Raw genomic sequence first — 17826 nt, 5'->3', positions numbered from 1 at the left:
CTCTCGTTTTTGCCATCAGATTCCCCGCACGGTCACCGTGGTGGATCCCACGGCCGCGACACTGTCACCCGCGAGCGTATTCGTCTCGTTCACACCTGCCCCAATACCGTTTCGTGTTCGGATCGATCCTGATGCCATGTCCACCATCGCCTTTCGGATCTTCTCGATCGAGGGAAAGTCGTCGCCTTGTACGTAGAATCGTGCGCGTCCGGCGTCAGGTGCGAGTATCCACAAGATGACTGCCTTCACATCTGCCACAGGCACGGAGGCGCCGCCGTCCGATCCCGTCAACACCTCCCAGATCCGGCGATACGTCACCCCCCGAACGGGAACTTCCCCGTTCTTGAGCAGTTTGCCCAGATAGCACGACCAGCCGCGACTCAACTCCTTGATCGCCTCGGCATGTTCCCCACCGTCACGCACAGGGTCGAAACCGGCACCTGCAGTTCGATAGTCGGCGTACAACTTTTGGAATGTTCGTTCGGTTGGCATGCCCTGGATATTCGACTTCCAATGCGGCTTATGCTTCATCGCCCATGAGATCGCCCCGGAAGCTTCCTCGACATCTCGAATTCGAAGCACAGCCATAGCGTTTCGCCGCCACGCTGTCGTCGGGGTCACATCTCCCACCACCCCATATGTCCGTACGGTGTTTATCACTGCGCTGATCAAACGGTCGATGCCAGCGACTATGACTGCACCGCTCTCGGACTCGGCAAGTCTGAATTCAGCAAGCATCTGCGAGTACGGCCCCGCTTTCGGAGCCCCCGACCGTGTCGGGTGTGGCGCGGGAATCGGCGCTTCTCGGCTTCTCCAGTGAGAGGTTGCACAATCGTTGCCGAGTGCCCATTCCAACACTTCGCGGGGATCACTCGCTCCGCTGGCCCCGACAATCGCGGATGCCCACGCATGTCGGTCGCCGTCGATGAGTTTCCTCGGCGACGTGTTGACCCACTCAAGCAATGTTTCGACGCGCGTCTCGTCTGTTTGCCACGTCGATTCTGCGCGGTGTGAGGTTCGAGCAGAGTCGCCAGCTGCGAGCGCCTCAGCGATTCGGCCGGCCACCGCGTCTGCGAGTCGTTCGATCAATTCCGGTCGAGCCTCGAATGCGGCGACGATCGATGCTGCGAGTTCCGCCTCGTCCAAGTTCGCCATGGTCCCTCCCGGTCGGGCTGAAGTCGTGTTGGTTTTCCGATCGCCAACGCTAGGAGCACCGTTTCCGGTGTGCGGCACGTGCTCGCGCTGCTTACCGGATCCTCGGACGGCATCCAGGACACACAAAGCCGCCACTGAGCGCCTCACAGAAGCTGCGCCGAGGCGTACTCGCGGTCCGTGGTCGCATTCCGCCGACAAATGGCCCACAAGGCCTCTCAGCGGCGATTCCGCTCGGAACCTATTCATGGCCGCCCGTAGAAGTTCATCCGGGGATGCGCTTGCGCATCGGGGTCTCGGCGCGAAGCGGCGAGGCCGTCAACTCGAGTGAAACCCTCCCCCTGCACCCCCACCGACCGTAGGGAGGTGGGGTTTTGTTGTGGTCTTGTTCGTGCGCGCGCGTGCGCGCGCACGTGCGACTATCCAATACCCCAGCGGATACCCTATCCACCACGGCTCTGACCAGCGAGTTTAAATGTGGATACCCTATCCGTTGATCTATCCGTAGGGGTATCCGAAGACAGCGAAATGGATAGGGTATCCCGTGCGGTATCCACAGGTTTTGAAGCCGATTCTCGCTCGTCCGGAGGGGAACTTGAAGTCTGGCCTCAACACCTTTAGTGCCCCTACTCCCTGCGGAGCGGACGACATCCAACCGATCAGGCCCCATGCCTTCGTCGACGAAGGCATGGGGCCTGATTTAGGTAAAGGATGGGCTTACATCGCGAACGTGAGTCCCAGCCTTAGTGATTGCTGGCGCGCGGTTGAATCTGAGTCACTTTGCGATGCTTCCCGAGCGCCTGTTGCAGTGGTCGGTGTAGCTCGGCCTGCACTACACACCAGGTCCGCCGGTCGAGTTCTGTCACGGCTAATTCGATCCCGGGCATGTTGCTCAGCGCCGTGACCATGTAGTCGTTCGGCTGGTCTATGTCGCCGTCCATTGCGTCAGCAGGTGGAAGTGCGGATCCCGTGATTTCGGCCCACAGGAGGGATGCACTTTCATGCAGGTTTGCGGCTTTCGTCTTGTCGAGGTCGCAGAGTCTGAGCTGTAGTAGTTGTGTGCCGAATACGAACCGCAAGAATGGGCTGTCGATCTCGTTCTGAAGGGGATACAACCCGGCGCGCAGGTATTTGGGGTTGTTGAAGGCGTACTGGCGAATCCAGGCCACGACGAGGATGTAGTACCCATCGCGGGCTATCAGGCCGCGTTTCTCGAGTTGTTCGAGAGTGCGCTCTGCATGGTCCAGGTTCGTGCCTTCGAGGTCTGCCCATTCGTGGCGCATGTACAAGCTGCCAATGGGCGAAGTCGCCTTGCTGGTGGAAATCATGGTGAAGTAGCCGATCTCCGACAGGTTGCAGCCGAGTGCTGCGAGGTCCTTCCAAAAATCCTTGACCATCGGGACGAAGAATCCGGTCCGGCCGCGAGCTCGTGTTGCCTTGGCCGGCGAAGTGTCGTGCCTACGGGCGTCGACCATTTTCGGCACCTTCCTCGAATGTTTCAGTCAAGTGCCAGTCGTCGAAGGTCCCGGTGACCCTCCCCGCCTCGACCAGCTCTTTCCATGCCTGTTGGGGGCTCACCACATCCGAGTCCGGCCCCAGTTGGGTGTATCGCAAACGGTCCGGTAGCAGTTCGGTGGCGGCCGTGGAGTCGAAGTTGGTGTCCGGCGAGCATCGTGCTGCGAGTAGGAGTGCTGAGCCTGCGACGGTCAAGGATTGTCGGCGGCTCATGCTGCACCGGTGCCCATTGCGATCTGTGCTCGGGGCCTTACTACGCCGAGGTGTTCGGCGATTTCGTCGACGGTCGCAGTAGAAATCCAGTGTCCCCACGCTGCACGAACGATGGCGGATGTCGACGCCAGTCCCCCACCCTGGTGGGTCAGGAGAAGACCGACAACAGACTCGCAGTGTTTGGAAAGAGTGGTGGTCATTCGACTGGTGTGGGTTTTGTCGGGGCTCGGTAGGTGGGGGGCCAGTACTGCTCGGGCTGCTTCGATGTCAGCAGCGCCGGCGACATCCACCATGGCGGTGATAGTCGCTTCCCCGAGTATCCATCCCAGGGGGCGGTCGGTTCGTTCGGCGACCTCGTCCAGGAGGGCTCGTGCGTCGCGATGCAACCTCAAAGTGATCATGGGCAGTTCCCGTCAGGTGTAGATGTGTTCATCTCCGATGTAGAGCATGTAAACATGCCCAGTTCCGGTGATGCGGCACATGTATGCGTGACGTGTCCCTCCATCGTCCTGAGCTGGGAAGACGCTGGAAACAGGGTTGGGGCCGTACAAGTGGCTACTTGTACGGCCCCAACTAGGTGGCGATCGGGTCACTCGCTACCGGTTGCGAACTCGCGCGTTCTCTGGGAAGTAGCGGAGCAATCGGTCGGCGTCCTTCTGGTTCTTCGAAATGCGATCGACGGCGAACAGGAGAAGTGCCTGAACGAACGCTGTTTCAGATGCTGTTCCACCGAAGTGCTGCATCCGCGTTGGGTCTGCGATGTGCCAGGCCAAGGAGGATTCCGAAACAGCGTCAACGGTGGTTTGCAGCATCGGGAACGTCTTCGTCCTGATGGTGTCTTTCCGCTTGCCTGTCGACCTTCGTGGCGTCGGGGCCGGCGCGTCGTCTGCGGGGTCCTCAAAATCGCCGTAGTCGTTGTCGTCGTCAGGAGTGACCACCGGTGACGCCGCGGGCAGAGGGCTCACCTCGGACTGGGTGTCCTCAGTGGGGTTTGGCACCGACGGTTCTTCGGTGAACGCTGCGAGGCTGGTCCCGCCGGATGCAGCCCGCGCCATCTTGAGTGGGTCACGCCTAGGTCGTTGCGACATCGGTGGTCCCCTTCCTAGTTTTCTTGTCCGGTATTGACTGTCTCAGCGCGACTTTCGAGAGCCGCGTAGATGATGTCCGCGATCTCCTCGGGAAGATCTTCCTTCTCGATTGCGTCGAAAATCGCTTCGAGGCGCTCCGGTGTCACCGCTGCGACGACTGCCAAAGCCACTGCGGCGTAACGGGAGGCGATGTCTGCGTTCTTCAGCTTGCCTGTTACGAGGCGAGAGACAGGAACCATCGACGACCCTGCTTCTGACACGATGGTTCGACGTGGGATCTGCGGATTGAGAACGCCGATTTGCCCCTTGAATCGCTCGTCCATCCACTCCTGCGCTGCTGCGAGGGTCAACGTGTGTTCGGTGGTGCGATCGAGCATCGTCGCAACAACCCCGATACCGTTCACCCGCCGACGGGAAAGACTGCTGAACTTGATCGCAGATTCCACCGTAAGTGTGAGTCCGGAAAGAGCGGCCGATTCGGTCTGCAGCGGGAACACCAGGTGTTCGGAGGCGTACAACGCCAAATAGAGGGTCGACGATGTGCTGGCGGGCGGATCCACGACGATCAGGTCGTAATGCTCACCGATTTCCGATACTGCGAGCGCTTCGAGGAGAGCCTGCTCCGCGTCGGTTCCAGACCTCGATGTCGTCACTTCAAGGCCGCGGTCCGGTGCCGGCAGGATGTGGACCGCACCTCCGGGCAGGAGCGGACCGCCCTGTATCCACGGACGATCGAAGGCAATGTCGGGCTGCCAGTCCACTGGGACTCGGGCCACCTGCTGCGGCCTTGCAGCGCCCACTAGGACGTCGCCGATCGACAACTCCCCTACCGGAGAGACCGTGCCTGTCAGTCGAGACAAGGTGCCGTTGGGGTCAAGATCGATACCGAGAACTTTCAGTCCGAGCCTGGAGGCGTCGGAGATGATCTGCGCAGCTAGAGTGCTCTTCCCTACTCCACCTTTGGAGCACAAGGTCGCAACTGTCTTCGCACGGTAGTCGGCGCGGCTTTCGCCTAAATCGGCCATCGCACACCCTCTCTGTAGTGGCCCGCACTCGATGCCTGATTTCAGTGAGGCGACATCGGGTCGAACCGGCTGTTGTGTTGTCACAGCATATAAGCCGTGGTTCCTGTGTACCTATGACTAGGCGTGCAGTACGTGTTGTGTTGCAGGTAGTGCGTTCACTGGGTCTCCGTGTGATCTGGCGATACAAGCTGATCAGTGAGTACCTGACGTGCTGTGTGGCCTGTCCCCTACGGGTACCTAGTGTCAACTTTGATCTTAGTGTCTACATGCTTGGCTGCGTAACCAGTGGACGCAGTAGAAGCCATATGTGCAGTGCCACAATGACTGTCTTGCTGGACCGTGTTACATGTGCAAGCTGTGGTGCACAGTGCAGTAACTATAACCCATGGACCATTGCTCGCACAGTACATCCGTGCACTGATGTGTGACTGTGTAGTGCGGGTGGCCCATCCTCCACAGTCATGACATATGACACGCATAGACAATGAACCATGTGTTACCAGCGCAGCACATGCCACCTGTATACAAAGTGTCATGTTGCTTGCACTAACAATTGGTGCATCAAGTGATCCAAAGGGTGTGCTGACTACCCGATTACTCTTGCTCCCACGTTGTACACAGTCATGCGTTGTAACACGCAGTACAAAGATGAGCCGTATTACACCTAAAAAACATATTACATGGATATTAATGCTTACATAGCTCACACATGCAACACAGAGTTACCGTGTCATATGTAATCACAGTGCCACACACAATGTCAGTTCTAACCAGCCGCCACGTATATACACAGATTGCACAACACAGCTGCATAGATAGTGTGAGCAATATGTTACTAACCACACAGTTCTGCCAGTAACAACGCTACGCACAGTTGACACAGACTAGCTTTGATACCCGTACATACAATACTTTCCTTGATCATTCTCGCAGTTAGATGCATATTTTGGCTCACAAAATGAGTCACATGTTGAAGACTCCCAGCCGCCCTGGGCTTCCAATATTCGCACCTTCGAACCGACACACCTTCCCTCTGCCCGCCGTTTTCGGGTCAGCACCAGGACGTCGATAGGGAGAGTCAGAGATGGATTCTTCGATAATTGCCCGTTCTTCCGGAACCTATTCTTGCCCCAGAACGCGGTCCGCGCCCGAACAACGAGGTTACCGTTGAGGTCAAACTCTCAGCGGGAAACTTCATAATCTTCACCGATCAACTCGTTGGTTCCGCCAGTCGACTGAAGTGCACACGACGAGAAGAAGCTGACAGTCATCCGGCAGTTGCGAACGATCGAGGCGCTTCACCATTGTCCAATGAGGGAGGCGATGCGATCGTTTCAGGCACCGCATAGGGAATCCACTGTCGAATACCGGCTCCCACTCGTATATCCATTTGTTCTATCCATAGGAGGGTTCGTGTCGTCAGACTGGCATATCTGCCGCGGACAGGAGGCCACCTCGATTGCGATCACAGAATCTCGATGGCTAGAGCGTCCCCTTGGATGGCACCAGCGCGGACGCCCATTTGCTGTCTCCGAAGCCTGCCTAGGGCAGTTCTCGTCAGCTCCACCTTCACGATTCGTACAGCAGACGCGGACGCCAACGACTGAGGAATCTTCCAGAAGGAGGCCTACGTCCACTTGAGGGGAGGGCGCAGCAGGCACGCGTTTGGAGACGGGATGGTGTACCCGCAACTGGTGGGGTGGATTCGGCCACTGACGAGCGCCGGAGCGGGATCGACCGAGTTTTCGAACCAAGTTTGGCGGGCAGTACCTGTGTTGGAGGTCGTCAGATGCACGTCCGGCCCCAATCCAGTCAGCCGTTTCCTGAGCGCGCTGGCGTCCGATATTCCTGATTCCGAGCCACCTGAAGAGACACTCCGGACGTCAGTCTGACCCCGGGCCGATTTGGCCAATTGTGATCCAGGCCATACGATTTCGCGAATTTGCGACCCCGGAAAATCGTCAAATCGCGGCAATGCACCCCAGCATCGACGGAGGCCGGACAGGCCCCCTCGCTGCGGTAGATACCTAGGAGGGGGCCCGAATGGCTGTCCATGGCCATCTGAGGGGCGCTATGCCTGTGACCTGCGGTGATTGGCGCGCAATTTCCCGCCCGCGAGCAAACAGTGGATCGAAAATGGAAAACGGCCAGCTCGTCGTGCTCGAGCTGGCCGCAGGGTCGAATCAGGGGAGGGGAGGGGTGCGCTGTCGATCGGAAGCTTCCGATCCCGGGTTGGTCCGATGCGGACCGGTCAGTCGTGAGGCGCCTTGTCTGATGGGGGAGTGATCAGGAAGAGGCCGACAACACCGCCAACACCTATTGCCAGGATCACGATGGACCACACAGCCGGAATGATCAGCAACAGCACAACACCGATCAGAGCGATGAGCCCGAAAGACAAGTAGCCAATCCCGACGATCTGCGCTTGCTTCTCATTCCGGTACGTAATTCTGGGGCGGTGACTCTCTGGTGGCATTGGTGCTCCTCGGGATGGCTGGATTCGACTCAGGCCTGACGTTACGGACGAGGGTTCCGGTGCATCGCCCTGTCAGCATCGTCGACGCCAGCGCTGTTGACCGATGGAAACGACGCCATCTGTCCTGCGTACACGGGCAGATTCGAGGCTAGTTCGGGGCCTGCTTGGTATCGCAGCCCCAGCGCACGTCGGCGGCATAGTGGCACTGCGATTGACATCGCCGAACGGCGTGGGGAGGCCAGCTTCCACGGCCTAACGTCCGACAGTTTGCTTGCCAGGCACGATGCGCAGAGTGGACGACAAGATTGGCAGGCTCAGCCAGCATGAGAAGTACGGTGACCTGCAATTTTGCGCTCTGATTTCGCAGACAACCGTTTCCGGTCTCCGTTGGCCAAGAAGTGAAGTTTCTCGAAATTGGGGGGTTCTTTGCCTCACTCACGTTTGACCCGGTGACTTTGCGTTCTGACCAACGATAATATCCATTACCGCAGTTCAAGCCCCGAAGGGCCAGGTGAGCGTGTTTTTCTGTGAAAATGGCCGAAATCCCAGGAACGGCCGAATGTCGCCCGGGGAGCCCTTACCCCTACCTGCAAGCGATTCGTCGCTCTACAGGGCCGCTGACAACGACGCTGAGAGCCTGAACACGCGGCCTGCACACGCCAACAACACCAGTCGCCCATCTCACGGTGCCGCACTTTCGACAACGCCTTGGTCGACTGTTGCCATGACAACAGAACAGCCACGCCAAATCTCCCGCACCGACGGCAGCGAGATCCTCGCTGCATCCGATCTCCGGGCCTGCGACGTTGTCCGCATGAAGGACGCCGACGGCAACGTCACCGAACCGACCGTGAAGGCGGTGAAAGCGATCGACCGGTGGTCTACCGAACTCGACCTACTAGACGAAGCGGGAGCATCACTGGTGACTGTGTATCTCCGGCCCGAAACGCTGGTGACTGTTGTCCGTCCACACGAACACGTCCTTCGTACGTCGAGCCCGGCGGTAGTCGACGGCACGGCAACCTTGCGGCCGCTGTTCTACGACCGCGACGCGGTTCCCTTCCCGTTCAGCGAAGGTCATCGGGTTCAGATGGTCAATGTTGCGAATGCTCCGGTGCAATCGGATTCGGACTACGACAAACAAATGAGGATCAACCACGATGAGATGTCGCTGCTCGTGAACGGATCCCTTGTGTGGAACGCCGATCACCTGCGTGCCCGAGTCGCCGGGGTCACCACCAGCGAAGGCGGTTTTCTGGTGTTCTATGTGACCGACCGCTCCCGAAATGAGGAGCAGAAGGTGGGGGAGTGGCCCGTTGACCTCAACGATCGTCACGCGGTGGCTCGGTCCGCATTGCACTTGTTCACCTTGTGCTCGATCTAGGCCGCCGCTGTATGCCTTCGACCATTCGGCCGGGGGCATGCAGCCCTGGGCGCCGGCGGGTAGGACAGTCCCCTTGCGCAACCACGCCCAGCGAGCAACGGGGTCGGCTGACATTGCGGTGGCGATGCGAACCGCAGCACCCCCCGACACGGTATGAATTCCTCATGATCCCACCGACTGCCACGCACGGTCCTTCCGCGAACCCCAGCTCAGACACGATGCATTCACCAGAATCCTCGCGGGACTCCGAGAGCAGCGGACCGTCAGTGAAACCTCGCAGAAGCGACGGCTCAGACGAAACAATTCCGGCGGCGCCCAGGGTGCGCTGGCTGGACAAGAAGGACGGGCGCCGCCTGATCGTTTTCACAAGTCTCGGGATCGGGCTGACCGCTGGCTTGGTTTTCGCCGTGATGACGATCTTTGTCCGGTTGATCGGCGGCGAAGGGTCATGGTGGCGGATCTGGACCCACGAACTCGGCGACGGACAGTGGTTCGAGGCCTCCCGCGTCACAGTCGCCTTGGTCGCGCTCACCGTTGCGGGCGGTGCCGCCTATCTGGCGTATCGGCGACAACACACCGCCGACCAGAACCAGAAAACGGCAGCCGAGACGCAACGCATCACTGCACAGGCCTACGCACTCAGCATCAAGCAACACGATGCGACTCTCCGGCGCGAACGTCGCGACAGATTCACCGACGCCGCCGCGCAACTCGCACATACATCCGCGGCCGTGCGGATCGCCGGCGTCTACGCGATGGCTGCTCTCGCCGACGACTGGCATGCCGCAAACGATCCAGCCGAAGTGCAAACCTGCGTCGACGTGCTGTGCGGCTACCTTCGATTGCCGTACGACCCCGAGGCCACCGAGAACCACCAAACTAGAACGACTGTCACCACCCATCAGTTCATCCCTGGAGGGAGGACGGTTAGCGGGCAGGTGGAGAAGCATTTTGAGTACCGTCAGAACGACCGCGAAGTCCGCGCAACCATTCTTCGAGTCATCAAGAACCACCTTGAACTTTCGGCGGCCGTGTCGTGGGGTGACCGCGTATTCGACTTCCACAGTGCCGTTCTCGAAGATTTCGACATCAATAGGGCCATCTTCCGGGGCCCAGTGTCGTTCGACGGGGCGACGTTCACCGGCAAGACCACGAGATTCGACGAGGCGAAATTCACAGGCGAGCAAACGACGTTCGATGGGGCGAAATTCACCGGAGCGAGCACGTCGTTCTGCAAGGCGGAGTTCACCGGTAAAACGACGTTGTTCGACGGAGCGGACTTCACCGGTGAGCGCACGTCGTTCGACGGAGCGAAGTTCACCAGCGGGTGGACGACGTTCGACGGAGCGAAGTTCACCAGCGGGTGGACGACGTTCGACGGAGCGATATTCACCAGTGAAAGCACATTGTTCGACGGGGCGATATTCACCAGCGAGAGCACAACATTCGACTGGGCGACGTTCAACAGCTCACATACGTCGTTCCATACGGCGATATTCACCGGCAAGCGCACGACGTTCGATGGGGTGGAGTTCACCAGCGAGCGCACGACGTTCGACGGGGCGAAATTCAACAGCGCGCACACGTCGTTCCACTGGGCGAAATTGACCGGCGCGCAGACGACGTTTCACTGGGCGGAGTTCACCGGCGAGCACACGTCGTTCGACGAGGCGGAGTTCACCGGCGAGCAGACGTCGTTCCACTGGGCGAAATTCATCGGCAATCAGACGTCGTTCGACGGGTCGAGATTCACCGGCGAAGTTACATCGTTCGATCGTCCAGTTGAGTGGAGGAACGTCTACTTCGACTGGGATCCCAAGCCTGGTCGGGTGGCTACCGCAGTGAAACCGGAATCCGTCAAGCCGACAGAGTGGCCGCCCAAAAACTTCACAATGGAGTCGGACGAAACTCACACATGAATCAGAAGGCGAGGCTACGGCCATAGAGAGCCGCCACCGCTGTCGTCATCGAATTGGCGGGCATCTGGTGTGGAACCTAGATGCGTGGGGTGTCGTTGACTGGATCCGCTGACGGTGTAGGTGAGGTCAGAGGGCACCGCTACGGTTCCAGATATGGATCCGTCAACGATTCCGAACCTCCCCGCCACCACTTCGGCTGGCGGACAGCTCTCGCCCTGGGGGAGAGGGGGCAACGAAGCGAAGGCCCGCGTCGTCGAAGCGGTCAGTCAGTCGCAGGCCTCGACGACAACCCGCGCGTATCGCTCGGATTGGAATCGGTTCGCTCGTTGGTGCGCAGCGAACGAACTCATGGCCTTGCCCGCGGCTGCGGAGACTGTGGCGTCGTACCTGGCAGAAGCCGCCTCCGAACCCCGGGAGGGCATGGGCCCGTACTCACCGACGACTCTGCGCAGGTGGGTGGCGTCGATCAATTTCTTCCACAAGGCCGCGGAGCTGCCGCCGCCGGGCACGAGTCAGCTGGTGGCGTCCACGCTGGCCGGTTTGCAACGCAAAGCTGCGCGCGATCCGAACCGACGTAGCCGACAGCGAGAAGCGTTGCTGCTCGACGACATCGAACACATCCTGGTGACTGCTCGTGAGGGGTGCAGTAGTTGGGTTGACCAGGTTCGTGAACGCCGTGACTCTGCGCTGTTGCTTCTTGGTTTCGCTGGTGCGTTCCGGCGATCAGAGCTCGCGAACCTCGTCCTCGCCGATGGCCGGATGCACCGAGAGGACGGACTGCATCTGCGCGTGCGGGTGTCGAAGTCGGACCAGAGCGGTGTCGGACAGACCAAGGTGGCGCCGTTCGGGCGGGGTCATCATCACCGGTGCCCGGTCTGCGCGTACCGGCGATGGCATCAGATGGTGTGTGCGTTCGATTCGGGAGGCCGGCCCGCGGTGATCGCGGAGCTGGCGCGGACCGAACCGTTCACTCATCATGTGTGCCGCGATCACGGTGTCTCCCCGGTTGATGGGTTGGCGCCGTTGTTCCGGAAGATCGACCGGCACGGGAACATCAGCGAATCCGGGTTGTCAGGGGCGGCGATTCACAGCGTCATTCGGGTGCGGGCCAGTGCATCCGGGTTCAGCGATGAGGAGGTGATGATGTTGGGTGGGCATTCGCCTCGCGCAGGGTTCGTCACACAATCGCTGTCGAATGGCGCAAGTACACATTCGATCATGCGTCAGACCGGGCACAAGTCCCCGGCCACGGTTGAAATCTATGCGCGCGAACGCAATCCGGCACAAAACAACGCAGTCATGGATCTCGGGTTCTGACCACTGGACGCCAGGGCGACCTACGCCCGCCAATTCCCCTCGCGTGGTGCATCTACGAGGGGAATTGGTTGTGCCCACACCGGCATATGTGAATCAGATTTGAATCAGGTCCATGATCATGTGGATGCCGAACGGAGCGCTGAGTAACAGCGCTATCCCGATGAGAGCGGCGACGATAAGTTGTTTGCTCTGGTGGATCTTGAATTTGTTGTAGGCCGCCAAGGACTCTGCATCTCGTCGCGTGTATTCGTCGAGGAGCACTGCATCGGCAGTGTTTGAGGGTCCGCCGTCTCGGAAGATCCGGACCAAGTTGTAGCGGTCCGCCCCGGTGAACCCGAGTGCCACGATGTTTGCGTCCTGGCCGTGCGTTGCGTGATTTGGGACATTCATTGCGCTATTGCCTTTCTGGTCGTGCATCTTCCGAAACGGAGGTTCCGGCGTGGCTGCCTCCTCACGATGCGGGGCCCTGGAGGAGGGCGCGGCACGTGTCCCGCGTAGGAATTGACTCGGCCTTCGAACGATTGACGTCGGACATACATTGTCGAGCACGCTCGACGCACTCGATCATCGTCAGGCCGGAGACTCCCTGGTTAATTGACGAGACGAGGGCTCCCCGGGCTCCAGACATGAGATGAGCGTTCGGCTGGATACCTACTGATTGAGAGCGGAGCTGTGTAGCCGCTCGAAGAGGAGCGCCTGATTGGATGCGGCCAATGCCAGTGTCGAGTAAACGCTCGCGAGCTGGACATGTTGGGCCGCAACGCCATCTGGGTCACCGCTCCTGATCACTTCTTCGGCGTCTTCGATTTTGTCCATCGCTAGATTCGTAAAACCCTGCACGCCTTTGCCGTCGAGAGTTGCCTGGCCTGCAGCGAGATCTAGGATTTCGTTTCGCACGCGGTTTTTCGCTTCTTCGTCCATCGAATATCTCCTCGGTTCTGGTGGGCTGCTGAGTCCGTCACGTGAACCATAGCGATTTCGGCGGCCGCTGTGGCACATCGTGTTACCACAGTGTGAACGGCAGTCCGGCCTGTTCTGCGAGATGGATTCGACGGTCGATTTCGGTGCTGTCTTCGTTTCGTTCGAGGCCTGCTCGGACAGCGTCAGCGATGGCCCGGGTGCGGCCGGCCGGTCCGCGTACGTCTGCGAGAGGGCTGGCGATGTTGCGGCGGCGCAGTTCGTATTCGCCGCGGTTTGTGCGACGGGTGCCCAGTCGCAGATGAGTCGGATTTGTACAGCCAGCGAAGTCGCACTGATGGCACAGCACGGCGTCGTCGGCATTGGACCAGCCCAACCGTGGAATTACCCCGTATTCGAGCTGAAATGCGAACAGGTGGGCCGGGACTGTTCCCCGACGCGAGGGGCCTGGCAGGCTTGCTGCGCGGAAGGATCCGTAGCCGGTTGATGACACCCCGGAAGTCCATGGCCAGCATTGGTCGTCGAGCCGCCGGTATCTTTTGGACTCGAAGCGAGCCACGATCGCGGGGTTCTCGAACCAGGATCGCCATATCCGTTCCGGGATCCGGACTGCTTGAGGTTCGCCGATCAAAGTCAGTTGGAATGCATGAGGTTCCGGCGCCGGTTCAGGCATCGAGGGAAGTGGCTGTGGTGCGTCGTTTCCGAATGTCATCAGCGGTGCACCTCCCGCGGTTTTGGACTGCTACCGGTACCAGCGTAGGCGGCTGCACAGTAATCGCAGACAACCGGGAGCGTTTGCGTACTCGGAACGTGAACTGACACCGCGCGCGTCGGCGCCGTTCGGGTGCGAGCTGGAGTGACGGTGTGCCACAGGCAATAGGCACGTAGGGAAGAGTGGTATGTGAAACCACCGGCAGAACTCGATCGGTTCGTACCAACATCATCGGAGGCTCCATGTCCACTTCCCCTGCCCTGACACAGATCCCGCAACTCTCGCCGGAAGCACCCCCGGGCGTCGCTGAACTCGTGGGCAAGTTCGACGGGTTCTGGTGGTTCGCCCTGATCGTCGGGATCGCTGCCTTTGCGATCGGCTTCGCGTCCTATCAGGGTCGGATACGCATGACGGTGAGTCAGGAGTTCCCGTTGCTCTTCGGCGGTGCAATCGCCGCTGTCGTCGCAGGCGCTGCACTGATTTGGGGCGCGTAGCAGCGACGCAGACGACCCGCGAAAAGCCTAAGCGGTGCCCCGAATCGCTATTCGGGGCACCGCTTTCGTTCTGGTCTCTGCACGTTGTTGTCGTGTCCGTCGACTTTCGCCGAGGCAGGCTCGGATATGGGAAGTGGTTGGACAGTCAGCCCCAGTGCCGGCAGGGATGGGCTGGTGTCCACCACGCGGAACTATCAGTCACTGGCGGGGTCTGTCGCACACAGAAATGCCGCAGCCGGAACGCATCACCCGGGGGGGAGGGCTGACGTTCCGGCTGCGGGGGAGACCTGCACCCGCTCGGGGGGTTGCGGGTGCAGGTAGCTTTCAGGCCGCGATCTCGCGGCGGTAGCGGTCTACGGCGGCGTGCCAGTCAGTGCCCGCGTCGGCGATCCAACCGGCCACGACAGCACCGTCGAAGGTGCGGGCGACTTCCTGGGTCGACACCTCGAGGAATCCCTCAACGAGGACACGGGGACCGGAAGTGGTGGAACCGTCGGCGAACACGACGAGCATGGCGCCCTCGCCTGCTGCGTTGTGCAATGCGGTCGAGATCATGTTGTCGTCGGTGATGTCGTCAGTGGCGTTCATCGTGTTCTCCTCGGCTCGGCGTTTGCTGTTGGGACAACTCTCTCTGGCGGGGTTCCGGTGTGCGGCACCGTCGAACAGCGCAACCGTCGGGCTCACCTCCGCGTAGGCCACGACCTTTCCACCGGTGAACGGGGCATTCGACGAACGATTCGTAGGTCCGCGTCGACGGACAGGGTTCAGAGCTTCGGCACGGAAGCGCCGCGCACGATTTGCGGCGGGACCGTGGCGGATACCGTAGGGCCATGCACGATCACGATGAACTCGAACGCGTGGGCATGCTGCTGCCTGCACGCCATCGAGCGCGGTGGTCACTGTTCACGGATTGGTGCATCGGTGTCGGCGCCACCCCTATACCGGCAGACCGTGAGACGCTGATCGGATTCGTGCGCGCCAATCCGGCAGCGTTGTCGACGCAACGGGAACGACTGGCGGCTGTGCGGGCAGCTCATATGCACGCTCAGGTCCCGGTGCCTGCCAAGGCCGATGCGAGGGCCGTGAGAGGCGGTGGCGGTCACGAGTGGCCGTCGAGCGAGGCCGCACAGGTGGTAGCAGCGCTGCCGTCAGCTGGATGGCCGTCGGGTTTGTTCGGCCGCCGGGATGCGCTGCTGTTGGTGTTGTCGAAGGCCGCTGGAATGTCCTACGGGCAGATCGAACGGCTGCAACGAAGCCAGGTGAGGGTAGTCGATTCGACGTTGCAGGTTCAGGTTGGCCAGGTGTGGATTCAGGTGCCGGCCAACGATGATCCGCGCATGTGCCCGGCTGCGGTGTTTCTGCGCTGGGCGCGGTTGTTGGCGTATGTGGACAGGTGGCCGTCGACGGCGGCGGTCGCGGGCGCGCTCGCGAAAGCTCAGCCGATGACCGCGCAGTCGCAAGAGTCGTACGCAGCTTTGCCTCAGGTGGTCCGAGACGGCCCGCTAGTGGTGCCCATCGATCGGTGGGGCGGCCTGGGGATGGGGCGGTGGCGGCAGAGTGCGCGAGCTCGGTGGGGGTTGAGCGCGACGGCGATTGGGGAGATCGTGGCCGCGCACCTATCTGGCAATGGTGGCCGGCACGTGGGGTCGGGCTGGGATGGTTTGCCCCGGATGCCCGAGCTAGAGGACGAGCCGGACAGCCCACCGGTGTCGACGCTCAGTGATGTGGATCCGGCAGTGGGTTGGCAGGCGCGGGCGCGGGCGCAAGAACAGTTGGCGAATGTGCGGGAGACGCTGAACGACGTGGAGCGGGAGGCTGAGGCGTTGGCGGCGAGGATCGCGGCGATCCTCGCTGATGACAACGAATAGCGTTCACGCCCTACGTCGATCAGATCGGCGTTTCGGAGGTCAACGTGTTCGAAGTCGATGGGCTCTGATGAAGCTGTACGCAGAGGCAGTGAGGGCGAGGACTCCCGCGACGAACATGATTCGGGTGCCAATGACGAAGTCCAGGGCCGCGACAGCAAGCGCTACGACGCCGAAGACGTTGTGGCGGATCACTCCCGCCCTGGTTCGGTGTTCCGTTTCCGGATTCGCGGGCCGCTTGTTCGCTGGATCGGTCACAGACGGCCGTCACGGATGTGTGGTGTCGTCAACTGTTTTTGGCTGCGAATGACTGCCAGAGCTGCGCGCAGGCTGCGGGCTGCGGCGTCGAGATGGGTTGTGATGTCCTGGTTGGAGGCTTCGCCTGCGAGGAATGTTTCGACTTCGTCCGATGCGGTTGGACCTGAGTACAGGTCTCGGAGCGCTTCGCGAGCATCGCTGATTCCGGCGAGAGAATCGTCGAGGGCGGCGAGCATGGCTCGCAGTTTCTTCTCGACGGCATCAACATCCGCGCCGAGGTTCCGGTTCGGAATGCCTGAGACGGAGTGCAGTGCGGCGCTCACGATGCATCCTCCAGTCGATTGGCGGTGGACGCTGTTCGATCCGCCAAGTCCTTGATCCGGTCTGGGCGGTACCCTGCCCAGTGGTCGTTTCCAGCAACGACGACCGGCGCTTGCAGGTATCCCAAACTCATGACGTGTTCGCGGGCTTGAGCGTCTTCGGTGATGTCTATGACGGCGTACTCGATGCCGGCTTTGTCGAGGGCGCGGTAGGTCGCGTTGCACTGAACGCATGCGGGCTTGGTGTACACGGTCACTGTCATGTCATCCCCCTGGGAAGTGAGTAGATCTTTCTGCTATCTTATCTTGAAACTCCTTGCGCTGCAACAGTTTTCAAGATTTGACGATGATGTTTTGACCATGAATGGTTTCCCTTTCATCTGCCTGACGGTTACAACGGTTGCACGGCAACAATTTTCATAAACTTCTCTGCCTACATGGCCGACCTTGATTCGGGCTGGGCGAGATCTGGCCACCAGCCTCGATCATCTCAGCGCGTTCGCCGTGGTCGGCGCCGAAGTCGACACGACCAGCGATGCGGCGATGCGGATCTCGTGGACTCCTAAAATGGGGACAAAAATAAGTGTGTATTAGCAGCTCAGAGATACTGCATAGTATTGCATTCACAGCATGTCCAGACAGTGAATAGTCCACAGTGATATCAAGATGACCGCGCACCCTGAAGTATCTGCGGCCGCCGTGAGAATCGTGTAGACACGAACACCCGCACAATCCGGAAAGCCGTGGGCGGAACCGCCGGACAGGACCGACGCGGAAATCGGCCGGCGACGGACGTGGATCCGGTGGGCACAGGGGGCGGCGAGTCACCCCTGCGCCCACCGGCGCTCGCGCCACCGGATCAGACGGAGGCAGATCCTGGTGAAGCCTTGTAGACGGCTTCGGTGTGCCGGTCCTGGTAATCGCTGGAGGGGCGCAACCCAGCTGCGATCTCCGCGGTGACCAGACACGCACCGGCCGACTCGACCCACCACATCCGGCGGGCACGGCCCAACTCGTCGACGACCCGTCGCCGATAGTTCGGCCCGCAGACGGTGAACTGCTCCAACGCCGCCAGCCGATCCTCTGCGTTCGGCACGTTCTTCAATGCGTCTCCACGCTGGTTGATGCTTGACATGATGTCCTCCTGGTCGGGAACCGTTGGTATGTCCA

20 protein-coding genes are annotated in these 17826 nt (G+C 60.5%); 5 read left to right on the top strand and 15 right to left on the bottom strand.

Annotated features, from left to right (window positions below):
• Positions 1-15: 15 nt before the first annotated feature.
• From G9U53_RS30360 to G9U53_RS30330, 7 genes are all read right to left on the bottom strand, one after another.
• Positions 16-1155, bottom strand: a complete 1140-nt coding sequence (locus G9U53_RS30360) for a hypothetical protein (protein WP_165639790.1) — start codon at positions 1153-1155, stop codon at positions 16-18.
• A 740-nt stretch (positions 1156-1895) separates the two neighbouring features.
• The gene (locus G9U53_RS30355) at positions 1896-2627 is read right to left on the bottom strand and encodes a hypothetical protein (protein WP_058228555.1); all 732 of its coding nucleotides are present in this window, start codon (positions 2625-2627) and stop codon (positions 1896-1898) included.
• Positions 2611-2880 carry a hypothetical protein gene (locus tag G9U53_RS30350; protein WP_165639789.1) on the bottom strand — a complete coding sequence of 90 codons (270 nt, stop codon included), beginning with the start codon at positions 2878-2880 and terminating at the stop codon, positions 2611-2613. Before G9U53_RS30350 ends, G9U53_RS30355 begins: the two co-directional genes overlap by 17 nt.
• Entirely contained in the window at positions 2877-3281 is a 405-nt protein-coding gene (locus G9U53_RS30345) for a hypothetical protein (RefSeq protein ID WP_047269161.1), read from the bottom strand. Before G9U53_RS30345 ends, G9U53_RS30350 begins: the two co-directional genes overlap by 4 nt.
• 195 nt (positions 3282-3476) lie before the next feature.
• Entirely contained in the window at positions 3477-3968 is a 492-nt protein-coding gene (locus G9U53_RS30340) for a hypothetical protein (protein ID WP_143542707.1), read from the bottom strand.
• A gap of 14 nt (positions 3969-3982) precedes the next feature.
• Positions 3983-4993: a ParA family protein gene (locus G9U53_RS30335; protein ID WP_165639788.1), complete on the bottom strand. Its 1011-nt coding sequence runs from the start codon at positions 4991-4993 to the stop codon at positions 3983-3985.
• A gap of 2251 nt (positions 4994-7244) precedes the next feature.
• Positions 7245-7469, bottom strand: a complete 225-nt coding sequence (locus tag G9U53_RS30330) for a hypothetical protein (protein ID WP_047269165.1) — start codon at positions 7467-7469, stop codon at positions 7245-7247.
• Between the two features lie 724 nt (positions 7470-8193).
• Between G9U53_RS30330 and G9U53_RS30325 the strand changes: the two genes are divergently transcribed.
• The 3 genes from G9U53_RS30325 (at position 8194) to G9U53_RS30315 (ending at position 12089) form a co-directional block, all read left to right on the top strand.
• Entirely contained in the window at positions 8194-8853 is a 660-nt protein-coding gene (locus G9U53_RS30325; protein ID WP_165639787.1) for a hypothetical protein, read from the top strand.
• A 266-nt stretch (positions 8854-9119) separates the two neighbouring features.
• Positions 9120-10772, top strand: a complete 1653-nt coding sequence (locus G9U53_RS30320; protein ID WP_165639786.1) for a pentapeptide repeat-containing protein — start codon at positions 9120-9122, stop codon at positions 10770-10772.
• 153 nt (positions 10773-10925) lie between these two features.
• On the top strand, positions 10926-12089 hold the full coding sequence (locus G9U53_RS30315) for an integrase (RefSeq protein ID WP_165639785.1): 1164 nt from the start codon (positions 10926-10928) through the stop codon (positions 12087-12089).
• A 93-nt stretch (positions 12090-12182) separates the two neighbouring features.
• On the opposite strand, the gene G9U53_RS30310 is transcribed toward G9U53_RS30315, so the two are convergent.
• The 3 genes from G9U53_RS30310 to G9U53_RS30300 all read right to left on the bottom strand — a co-directional run bounded on the left by G9U53_RS30310 (position 12183) and on the right by G9U53_RS30300 (position 13719).
• Positions 12183-12479: a hypothetical protein gene (locus G9U53_RS30310; protein ID WP_058228451.1), complete on the bottom strand. Its 297-nt coding sequence runs from the start codon at positions 12477-12479 to the stop codon at positions 12183-12185.
• A 261-nt stretch (positions 12480-12740) separates the two neighbouring features.
• Positions 12741-13010: a hypothetical protein gene (locus G9U53_RS30305; protein ID WP_165639784.1), complete on the bottom strand. Its 270-nt coding sequence runs from the start codon at positions 13008-13010 to the stop codon at positions 12741-12743.
• 82 nt (positions 13011-13092) lie between these two features.
• On the bottom strand, positions 13093-13719 hold the full coding sequence (locus tag G9U53_RS30300) for an HNH endonuclease (RefSeq protein ID WP_165639783.1): 627 nt from the start codon (positions 13717-13719) through the stop codon (positions 13093-13095).
• A 242-nt stretch (positions 13720-13961) separates the two neighbouring features.
• On the opposite strand from G9U53_RS30300, the gene G9U53_RS30295 reads away from it, so the two are divergent.
• The gene (locus tag G9U53_RS30295; protein WP_165639782.1) at positions 13962-14213 is read left to right on the top strand and encodes a hypothetical protein; all 252 of its coding nucleotides are present in this window, start codon (positions 13962-13964) and stop codon (positions 14211-14213) included.
• A gap of 324 nt (positions 14214-14537) precedes the next feature.
• Here G9U53_RS30295 and G9U53_RS30290 read toward each other — a convergent pair whose 3' ends face one another.
• Positions 14538-14912 carry a hypothetical protein gene (locus G9U53_RS30290; protein ID WP_207624729.1) on the bottom strand — a complete coding sequence of 125 codons (375 nt, stop codon included), beginning with the start codon at positions 14910-14912 and terminating at the stop codon, positions 14538-14540.
• A 131-nt stretch (positions 14913-15043) separates the two neighbouring features.
• On the opposite strand from G9U53_RS30290, the gene G9U53_RS30285 reads away from it, so the two are divergent.
• Positions 15044-16081 carry a hypothetical protein gene (locus tag G9U53_RS30285; protein WP_165639781.1) on the top strand — a complete coding sequence of 346 codons (1038 nt, stop codon included), beginning with the start codon at positions 15044-15046 and terminating at the stop codon, positions 16079-16081.
• Between the two features lie 39 nt (positions 16082-16120).
• Here the strand turns inward: G9U53_RS30285 and G9U53_RS30280 are convergent, their stop codons facing one another.
• From G9U53_RS30280 to G9U53_RS30265, 4 genes are all read right to left on the bottom strand, one after another.
• Positions 16121-16336, bottom strand: a complete 216-nt coding sequence (locus G9U53_RS30280; protein ID WP_165639757.1) for a hypothetical protein — start codon at positions 16334-16336, stop codon at positions 16121-16123.
• Positions 16333-16659, bottom strand: coding sequence for a hypothetical protein (locus G9U53_RS30275; RefSeq protein ID WP_165639780.1), 327 nt, complete (start codon positions 16657-16659; stop codon positions 16333-16335). The genes G9U53_RS30280 and G9U53_RS30275 overlap by 4 nt, the downstream gene beginning before the upstream one ends.
• Positions 16656-16919: a glutaredoxin-like protein NrdH gene (gene nrdH, locus G9U53_RS30270; protein ID WP_165639779.1), complete on the bottom strand. Its 264-nt coding sequence runs from the start codon at positions 16917-16919 to the stop codon at positions 16656-16658. The genes G9U53_RS30275 and nrdH overlap by 4 nt, the downstream gene beginning before the upstream one ends.
• A 596-nt stretch (positions 16920-17515) precedes the next feature.
• On the bottom strand, positions 17516-17791 hold the full coding sequence (locus tag G9U53_RS30265) for a hypothetical protein (protein ID WP_125053106.1): 276 nt from the start codon (positions 17789-17791) through the stop codon (positions 17516-17518).
• Positions 17792-17826: the final 35 nt, after the last annotated feature.

Source organism: Rhodococcus sp. D-46 (genome assembly GCF_011290655.1).
Classification (GTDB): Bacteria; Actinomycetota; Actinomycetes; order Mycobacteriales; family Mycobacteriaceae; genus Rhodococcus_F; species Rhodococcus_F qingshengii.
The sequence above is the reverse complement of the archived record's forward strand: the minus strand, read 5'-3'. Positions and strand labels throughout refer to the sequence as shown.

Excerpts from the sequence above, each read along its gene's own strand:
- G9U53_RS30360 (WP_165639790.1), bottom strand. The coding sequence starts at position 1,155 with ATGGCGAACTTGGACGAGGCGGAACTCGCAGCATCGATCGTCGCCGCA.
- G9U53_RS30355 (WP_058228555.1), bottom strand. The coding sequence starts at position 2,627 with ATGGTCGACGCCCGTAGGCACGACACTTCGCCGGCCAAGGCAACACGA.
- G9U53_RS30350 (WP_165639789.1), bottom strand. The coding sequence starts at position 2,880 with ATGAGCCGCCGACAATCCTTGACCGTCGCAGGCTCAGCACTCCTACTC.
- G9U53_RS30345 (WP_047269161.1), bottom strand. The coding sequence starts at position 3,281 with ATGATCACTTTGAGGTTGCATCGCGACGCACGAGCCCTCCTGGACGAG.
- G9U53_RS30340 (WP_143542707.1), bottom strand. The coding sequence starts at position 3,968 with ATGTCGCAACGACCTAGGCGTGACCCACTCAAGATGGCGCGGGCTGCA.
- G9U53_RS30335 (WP_165639788.1), bottom strand. The coding sequence starts at position 4,993 with ATGGCCGATTTAGGCGAAAGCCGCGCCGACTACCGTGCGAAGACAGTT.
- G9U53_RS30330 (WP_047269165.1), bottom strand. The coding sequence starts at position 7,469 with ATGCCACCAGAGAGTCACCGCCCCAGAATTACGTACCGGAATGAGAAG.
- G9U53_RS30325 (WP_165639787.1), top strand. The coding sequence starts at position 8,194 with ATGACAACAGAACAGCCACGCCAAATCTCCCGCACCGACGGCAGCGAG.
- G9U53_RS30315 (WP_165639785.1), top strand. The coding sequence starts at position 10,926 with ATGGATCCGTCAACGATTCCGAACCTCCCCGCCACCACTTCGGCTGGC.
- G9U53_RS30310 (WP_058228451.1), bottom strand. The coding sequence starts at position 12,479 with ATGAATGTCCCAAATCACGCAACGCACGGCCAGGACGCAAACATCGTG.
- G9U53_RS30305 (WP_165639784.1), bottom strand. The coding sequence starts at position 13,010 with ATGGACGAAGAAGCGAAAAACCGCGTGCGAAACGAAATCCTAGATCTC.
- G9U53_RS30300 (WP_165639783.1), bottom strand. The coding sequence starts at position 13,719 with ATGACATTCGGAAACGACGCACCACAGCCACTTCCCTCGATGCCTGAA.
- G9U53_RS30295 (WP_165639782.1), top strand. The coding sequence starts at position 13,962 with ATGTCCACTTCCCCTGCCCTGACACAGATCCCGCAACTCTCGCCGGAA.
- G9U53_RS30285 (WP_165639781.1), top strand. The coding sequence starts at position 15,044 with ATGCACGATCACGATGAACTCGAACGCGTGGGCATGCTGCTGCCTGCA.
- nrdH (WP_165639779.1), bottom strand. The coding sequence starts at position 16,919 with ATGACAGTGACCGTGTACACCAAGCCCGCATGCGTTCAGTGCAACGCG.
- G9U53_RS30265 (WP_125053106.1), bottom strand. The coding sequence starts at position 17,791 with ATGTCAAGCATCAACCAGCGTGGAGACGCATTGAAGAACGTGCCGAAC.